General features: G+C 69.1%; 4 protein-coding genes. 1 reads left to right on the forward strand and 3 read right to left on the reverse strand.

The features are described from left to right. The first annotated feature begins 232 nt into the window (after positions 1-232). Positions 233-2,704, forward strand: coding sequence for an ABC transporter transmembrane domain-containing protein (locus tag WC969_06785; protein ID MFA6029539.1), 2,472 nt, complete (start codon positions 233-235; stop codon positions 2,702-2,704). Positions 2,705-2,739: 35 nt separating this feature from the next. Here WC969_06785 and WC969_06790 read toward each other — a convergent pair whose 3' ends face one another. The 3 genes from WC969_06790 to WC969_06800 form a co-directional block, all read right to left on the reverse strand. Further along, positions 2,740-4,242: a hypothetical protein gene (locus tag WC969_06790; GenBank protein MFA6029540.1), complete on the reverse strand. Its 1,503-nt coding sequence runs from the start codon at positions 4,240-4,242 to the stop codon at positions 2,740-2,742. Positions 4,243-4,334: 92 nt separating this feature from the next. Continuing rightward, on the reverse strand, positions 4,335-5,309 hold the full coding sequence (locus WC969_06795; protein MFA6029541.1) for a hypothetical protein: 975 nt from the start codon (positions 5,307-5,309) through the stop codon (positions 4,335-4,337). A gap of 47 nt (positions 5,310-5,356) precedes the next feature. After that, a complete protein-coding gene (locus tag WC969_06800) occupies positions 5,357-7,261 on the reverse strand; it encodes an MFS transporter (GenBank protein MFA6029542.1) in 1,905 nt (634 codons plus the stop codon). Positions 7,262-7,345: the final 84 nt, after the last annotated feature.

A 7,345-nucleotide genomic window follows, 5' to 3' on the forward strand; every position in this document is an offset into this window, starting at 1 on the left:
GCGCTATTCTACGAATTCGCGCGGGACAAGGGACAGTTCGCGCGGCGACGGGCGGGCGGCGCGACGGGGAAACGGCGGTTCCGGCGATGAGAAACCCTGACCTTGGACCCGGTTTCGGATGGGCCTTCTAGCCGAGCCGCCGGCTTGAAAGGACCCTGCCCGCCGGTCTTCATTGCGATTAGAATCATCAGCACCTATGCATGGGACTTTGCGGCATCGGCTCAGCGGAGCGTTGGCGCTGCTCTGTTTCGCCGCCGCTCCAGGGCCGGGGCCTTACGAAGCGCTGGCGCAGACCCTGCCGGTCCCCGCGGCCGCGGCGCCTCTGAGCCCCGTCGGGAGCGTCCTGTCGGGAGCGGTCCCCCGGTCCATCAAGATCCCGGGACAGTGGATCGCCGGACGCGGCCTGCCGGGCGCCGTGCTCCTGCTTCCCGTCCTGAACGCGCCTCCCGTCTCTCCCGCCGTCACCGCCTCGGCCCCCGCGACGCTCCCGACGCAAGCGCCGGAGTCGGCCGCTTCGCCGGCCTGGGCAGCGGCGTCCGTGCCGACGGCGATCGCGGCGGGAAAAGAAGCCGCAGAGAGCCGCCCTCTCCCGGCCGAAGGATCGCGCGCCTCCGCGGAGGATGCCTCGCCGCTCACCCTGGGGGATCCCGCCGTCGGGACGCTCCGGGAGCTCGGCTCCCGGCTCGACCGGCAGTCCCAGGCGCAGGAGTCCGAGTCCCGGAAGTCGTCGTTGGACGCGGTCTTCGAAGGCATGCGCAGAGGCGTCTCCGACGCCCCTGCCGCGCCGGTCCCGACCGGGACGCTGGGACCGGAGAAAGACTCCTCGCCGGCCCTGGCCCGCCCCATCGACGCGGAAGCGGACGGCGCGGGAGCATCCGTCCCTTCGGCCGCGCCGGAGCGCGAAAGGCTCCGCGGACGCATCGCGGGCGGCATCCGCAAGGCCGCCCTTGCCGTGCGCGAGATGTTCCTCGGAGAGACCGAGTTCACCGCGCTGAGGCGTCCTTATCGCGGCCGGATGAACCTCGTGCGGACCATCCTCGTCGTCCAGTCCGTGATGGGGACGGCGCTGGCCTACTCGACGGGCGCCTTCGTGGACGCGGCCATCGCCCATGCCGGCCCGCTGGCGCTCGCCTGGTTCGCGGGCATGGCGGCGCTGACGGTCGCCCGGATCCTCACCAGCCGATACAACGTCATCCTCACCGAGCGCGTAAAAGTGGGCATGCGGCAGGATTTCCGCATGACCTTCTTCACGCACGTCCAGCGGCTGCCGGCTTCCTACGCGCAGAAGGGCGACGCGCCCGAGATCACGATGCGTCTGCTCACCGACGTGGGCCGAGTGACGACCAAGAACGTGGACATCCCCCTCCAGACGCCCATGCTGGTGGTCCAGCTGGCCCTGGCGACGGCCTTCATCCTGAAGACGAGCCTGCCGCTGGCCCTGGGCATCCTGATCTCCCTCCCCGTCCTGTCCTTCATCTCGGGACGCTACGGGAAGAACATGGCCGCCCAGCAGAAGAACATCTCGGCCGTGCAGGCGGACATCATCCGGCTCGGGCAGGACCTCTTCGACGGGAACCGCGACGCGCGCGCCACCGGCGGGGACGCCCACGCGACCTCGGTCTACCGCGGTCGCTCCGCCGCCTACGAGTCGCTGTGGCTCGCGGTCGCCACGCTGTCCGCGAACTACGGCGCGCTGAGGGACTTCCTGCAGACGGCCTTCTCGGAGATGCTGATCCTGGGCGCGGGCTTCATGAGCTTCATCCTCACCGGCTACCCCAGCGTCGGGCAGATCATGTCCCTGCGCGGCTACGCCAACGACCTGCGCGGCGCCTTCTCCGGGATCCTCGACCGATACAACGAGGGCCGCGCCGCCGACGGAGGCTTGAGCCGTGTCAACGAGCTGCTCAAGGCGCTCACGACCGCTTCGGACGCTCCCGGCGCGAAGGACTTCTCCGGCTCGGCGGTCTCCTTCCGCGGGGTGCGCTACTCGCTGCCGGGGCGCGGAGAGGTCCTGCGCGGGGCGGAGTTCTCGGTCCTGCCGGGCGAGCACGTGCTGGTCGTCGGCGGCGAGACGCTCTCCCGGCGCTCGCTCGTGGACCTCCTGTTCCGCCTCGACGCCCCGACCGCGGGTTCGATCCATGCCGGCGGGGCCGACGTGGCCGACCTGAAGCGGGAGAGCCTCATCGCGAAGACGGCCATCGTGAGCGGGGACGCGGCCTCTTTCGCGGGAACCCTGCGCGAGAACCTCCTCTTCGGCGTCGCCAAGCGCGTCGCCGACGAAGACGTCCTCTCCGCCCTGCGCAGAGCGGGCGCCGGCTCCCTTCTCGCCCCGGCCCGCATGCCCCAGGGGCTCGACACGCTCGTCGAGGACGCCGCGGGGGTCGCCCTCGACGCCGAGCAGCGCCAGCGCCTCGCGCTGGCCCGGGCCGTCCTCAGGGACCCCGCCGTCCTCGTCGGAGAGGACCTGGGCGTGGGGCTGAACACCGGCGACGCACGCGGACTTCGCGGGGATTTCGAAGCCTTGTCGCGGGGGAGGACGACGCTGACCTTCGCGTCGGCCCCCGAGAACGGCGAGGCGTACGACCGGATCGTGGTCCTGCACGACGGGCTGGTCGCGGAGAGCGGGACCCACGCCGAACTGATGGCGCTCGGCGGCCGCTACAAGGCCCTGACAGAGCCCCCGCTCATCGAAAGGAAGGATTAGGCCGCCGACCTCCGACGCGCGGGCTGCGTCCGGCCTCAGCCCTTTCCTACGACCTCGAAGACATAGCCGTTGCGGTCCTCGTCGAGGATGCGGAAGCGCTTGTCGGAGCCCACGGTCCGACGGAAATCCCCGTAGACCGCCTGGCACGCTCCGAAACGCGTCCCGAAGGTTCCGACGAGGGTGTTCGCCGCCTCCTCCGCGGGGAGCCGGCGGAGCCCCTCCCATTTCCGCCAGAGCGCGGGGTCCCAGTAGTACATGAAGGTCGGGTCCAGCATCACGAAGTAGCGGTGCTGAGGGTTGAAGAAGAACAGCTCCGGCGTCGCGTCCCAGTCGCAGGTGTAGACGAGCTCCCCGGCCGGCGCCTTCGCGGCCAGCGCGCGCGACAGGCGCTCGAAAGACGGCTCCGGCAGGCCGGCGAAGACGTTCCTCAGGACCGCGGTCTCGACCGCGCAGGTCGCGCCCATGGCGAGCAGCCACGCCGCCGCCGCCGGCCGGAAGGCCGTGCCGAGCTTCCTCCGCAGGTCCGCCTCGCCGAGCCCCTCGGCGAGGTCGGTGAAGAGGAAGGCGCAGAACAGGGTCGCGACCGGCACCGCGTATTCGAGGAAGCGGTTCGAGACCGCGCTCAGGAACAGAAGGAGGAGCATGATGGGGAAGAGCACGCGCGTGCGCTCCGACAAGGGCGTCCTCCGGTGCATGAACGCGAAGCCGAGGCCCAGCAGATGGACGACGAGCGGGAGGTGCGCTCCCACGAACACGCGCGTGTCGAGCGGCCCGAGCTCCTTGCCGAGGTGGAGGTCCACGCCCGGCATCACGGCCCTCCGCATGACCTCGACGATCTGGGCATAGAAGAACTCGAGGTTCTTCGGGAAGTACGGGTGTACGAGGAAGGCCAGCGCGAAGGCGCCCAGCCCGGCCAGGACGACGGCATGCTCCGAGCGCCGCTCCGTCGCCTTCAGGTACGCCCAGCGCAGGACGGCGAACGCCTGCGGCAGGAACGCCGCGACGTAGGAGAGAGGGTAGACGAAGCTCAGCGCGGCGAACGGGCGAAGCCGGCCGTTGAGCAGGAAGTGGAGGCTCCAGAGCAGCAGGAGCACGGAGAGGACCTGCGGCCGGGGCATCTCCATGCGCCACCAGAAGTAGAAGCCGCCGACGAGGAGCAGCCAGAACCAGTAGACGCGGGCGCGGACGCCGTTGAGCCCGAGGATCGCGTAGAAGCTGGAGAAGACCAGGGCCGAGAGCAGGACCGTCGCCAGCTTGACCCCGAACGCGCGGTCGCCGAAGGTGAAGGGGATGAGCAGGAGATGGTAGAGCGGGCTTCCGTCGCTGAAGCCGTCGCGCCAGAAGCTGAAGTAGGCCCAGGGGAAGCCGTGGCGGAAGAGGCCGTGCTCGCGCATCAGGCGCGCGAACTCGATGTGGAAGTAGCCGTCGGCGCAGGGGATGTAGGGCGTCTGGAACTGATAGTAGGAGCAGAGCGCCGCGCAGCCGAGGAACACGGCGAACCACTCCCAGAAGAGCCTGCGACCGGCGGGCGCGTTCATCGCCCCCATCTTACCATGCCGGGAGAAGCGCCGGGTGCCTCGCGCCTCCGACGCCCGAGCGGGTTCCCCGGCGGCCGACCCGATCGAGGGCGTCAGCGAGGTCGGGGAGTGCCGAAGAGGTCGTCGGCTTGTTCGACCCAGCGGGCTTTGGCTGTTTTAAAAGCCGCCTGGACCTCCGGCGTGAGGTCCAGGAACTGATTGCGGGTCTTGTAATCAGTGGAGAGGGCTTTGCGCAGTCGGCCGTCCACGCCGGTCAGGAAGAGCGTGCCGCCTTCCAAGATCATGTCCGTGATGATGATGTCCGGATCGGACGTTTCGGTGACGATGAAAAAGGAGAAATGCTTCTCATCCTGGTCCGTTCGGAGCACCCGGCAAGGCAGGTCGGACAACCCCAAGAGCTGTCTTTGCGCGGGGAGCTGCGGGAATACCCCGCCGACCGACAGTGCGGCTCGCGCCAAGCGCTGGAACGCGCCGAGGCTCGCCCCGGCACTCGATGGAGGGCCGACCTGTTCCAGCCAGAATCGCTTTTCAGCATTGAAAAGACTTTCCGATTCCGGAGTGGAAGCGACCGACATCCCATGAGCTTTCTTGTCGGCGCCCAAGCCCACGAGAAGGGTTTGCCTCAGGATCCCATCCGCAGCGGTTTTGAAGGCCCAGCCCCTACCCGCCGCTTTACTCGTGCGCACGAGGACGATCTCCGTCGTCATCCCATCCTCAGACTGCATGACAAAGGCTCTGGAAAGCCATCCGTCGTCCCGTCGAGCATTCAGCCCCTTCCCATCCTTGGCCGGCAAAGACTGGAATTCCGAGAAGAAACCCAGCGTCTCGTTTTCAACGCCGACACGCAGAGTCGTCTCCGCCAACCCTGAGAGCTCCCCCTCGGCATTCAGATTGAGATTCGGACGGTAGCGCACTTGCCGGAGTCCGGAGATGCCGGGGACCTCCCGAGTCGGAACCGCGGGCGTCCAACCGGAGACCGCGAGCCCGTCGCGATAAGCGTCGAGATCCACATAGCCCATGCCCGCGAGCCGGACGCCCGGTCCCGGTGGAAGGCAGAGCGTGAGCATGGAGGTACAGAAGAGACTTCGAAGCACGATCGGGAACCTGTCCGTTTTCATTTCTTGACTCTCTGGGAGGACTGGGATAGACGCAGCCAGGCGAACATGTAGGCCGCGGCGACGACCGTGGCCAGGATCCCGAACGCCGGGAACGCCCAGGCGGCGGGGATCGCGTCGAAGAGCGCGCCGAGCAGATAGAGGGCCGCCATGACGACGGAGGTCTCGACGGTCTTCATGAAGCCCATCGCCTTGCCGGCCGACGCGTCGGGGAGGGTGGACTGCAGATAAGAGTTCATGCCGATGAAGTTCCCCGCCCAGGCCAGGCCCAGGAAGGAGAGCATGAGGAGCGCCGCGTGAAGATCGGCGCCGAGGGAGAAGGTCCAGAGGGAGAAGGTTCCGAGGGCCAACCAGGGGATCCAGCGATGGGGAGCGGGCTCCGAGCGTCCTCCGCCGGCGAGCGTCCTGAGCAGGATCGCCGCCCCGATGAGCTGGCCGAAGTTCGAGGCGCTCGCCAGCCACGCCGTCTTGGCGGCCTCCGCGAGCACGGTCTTCGCGAAGAGCGGCATCACCAGGGTCTTGATCACGCGGTTCATGGCCATGGCCCCGGAATTCACGAGCATGACCAGGCGGAGGTCTTTGCGGCCGAAGACGACTCCGGCTCCGCTCCGGAGGTCCGACAGGAACTGCTGGAGGCTGCTCTTCATGCTCCATGCTGCGGTCTTGCCCGCCGCCTCCGCTGCGGGGATGTCGAGCCCGTAGAAGACGAGCGCGCCGAGCAGGAACGCCGGCGGGTGCAGGCAGAGCGCCGCGGCGAGCCCGAACCGCTGGAGGACGAACCCGAAGAGCAGCGGAGCGAGGGTCCCCATCGCCTGGAAGGCGATGTGGTTCTTCGAGTTGAACTCCTCGAGAGGGCGCTGCTTGCGTTCGAAGAGGCGGGCGGGGAGGCATTCCCGTCCGGCCATCACGACGCCGAACAGCAAGCCGCCGAGCGCGTGCAGCGGGAGGATGACCGCGGGGGTGACGGCGCCGCCCAGAACGACCGCGGCCATCGCCGCCACGCTGAGCGCCTGCGCCGCCATGGCGAAGGCGACGACCTTGTTCGCCGGCTTGCGGTCGAGCAGCCCTCCGGAGAGCCCGCTGCCGGCCGCCATGGAACCCGCCCAGACGATCGCCATGGCCGCGACCCATGCCGCGCTTCCGAAATACCTCATCGCGATGAGCTGCCCCGAGAGGACGACGACCTCCATCCCGATCTTCAGGAAGCTCGTCCCCAGCATCGCCCGGCGGGCTTTGGCCGCGGCCGCCCGCAGCGGCGTCGGCACGGGGGCGCCCGCCGGAAGCTCGTCGACGGAGAGGGCGTCTCGGGCGTCCGCAAGGGCCGTGAGCGTCGGCTCGGCTTCCGGCGGGAGCACGACCGCTTCTTCGGCGGGACTCCCGGCGCGGCCGTCAAGGTCGTAGAACGAGGAGAGTCTCGAACCGGCCTCAGGATCCCCGGGGGAGGAGCCGTCGAGACCGCGCGCCAGGTCCTCGCCGCTCTGGAGCACCGTCGCCGACGCGTCCTCATCCGCCCCCGCCTGTACGCCGCTGAAGGACCCGAGGTGCACGGGACGGACGGGGGCCTTCCATGCGGCTCCCCCCATCCGTACGGGGACTCCGTGCGCTTGCGCAGGAGTCTCCCGCGCGTGGAAGACCGCGGCCTCGACCCGGCCCTGCGTCGATGGCGCGGCAGAGACCCCCGGCAGAACGGAAGGCAGCAGGAGCGACGAGCCGTACGATGCGACCGCCGGGGTACCCGGCCGGACGCTGACGAACGCCGTCGGGAAGGCGGTCTGGACCCGGGCACCCGCCGCCGCGGTCTGAACGGTCTGCGCCGAAGCTCGAAGGACCGTCGGCCCCGGGAGGCCGACGAGGATGGACGCGATCAGGAGTACGGCGGTCGCCCGCTTCGCTCTTTGGATCATCTTTCCTGAAAGGATAACAAGCGCGCGGCGTCCGGACCTGAAGCATCCGGGCAGGTCGCGAGGGGTATCCGTACTATGCGGGCG

The organism is Elusimicrobiota bacterium, assembly GCA_041660925.1.
Taxonomy (GTDB): Bacteria; Elusimicrobiota; Elusimicrobia; order UBA1565; family UBA1565; genus JBAZUV01.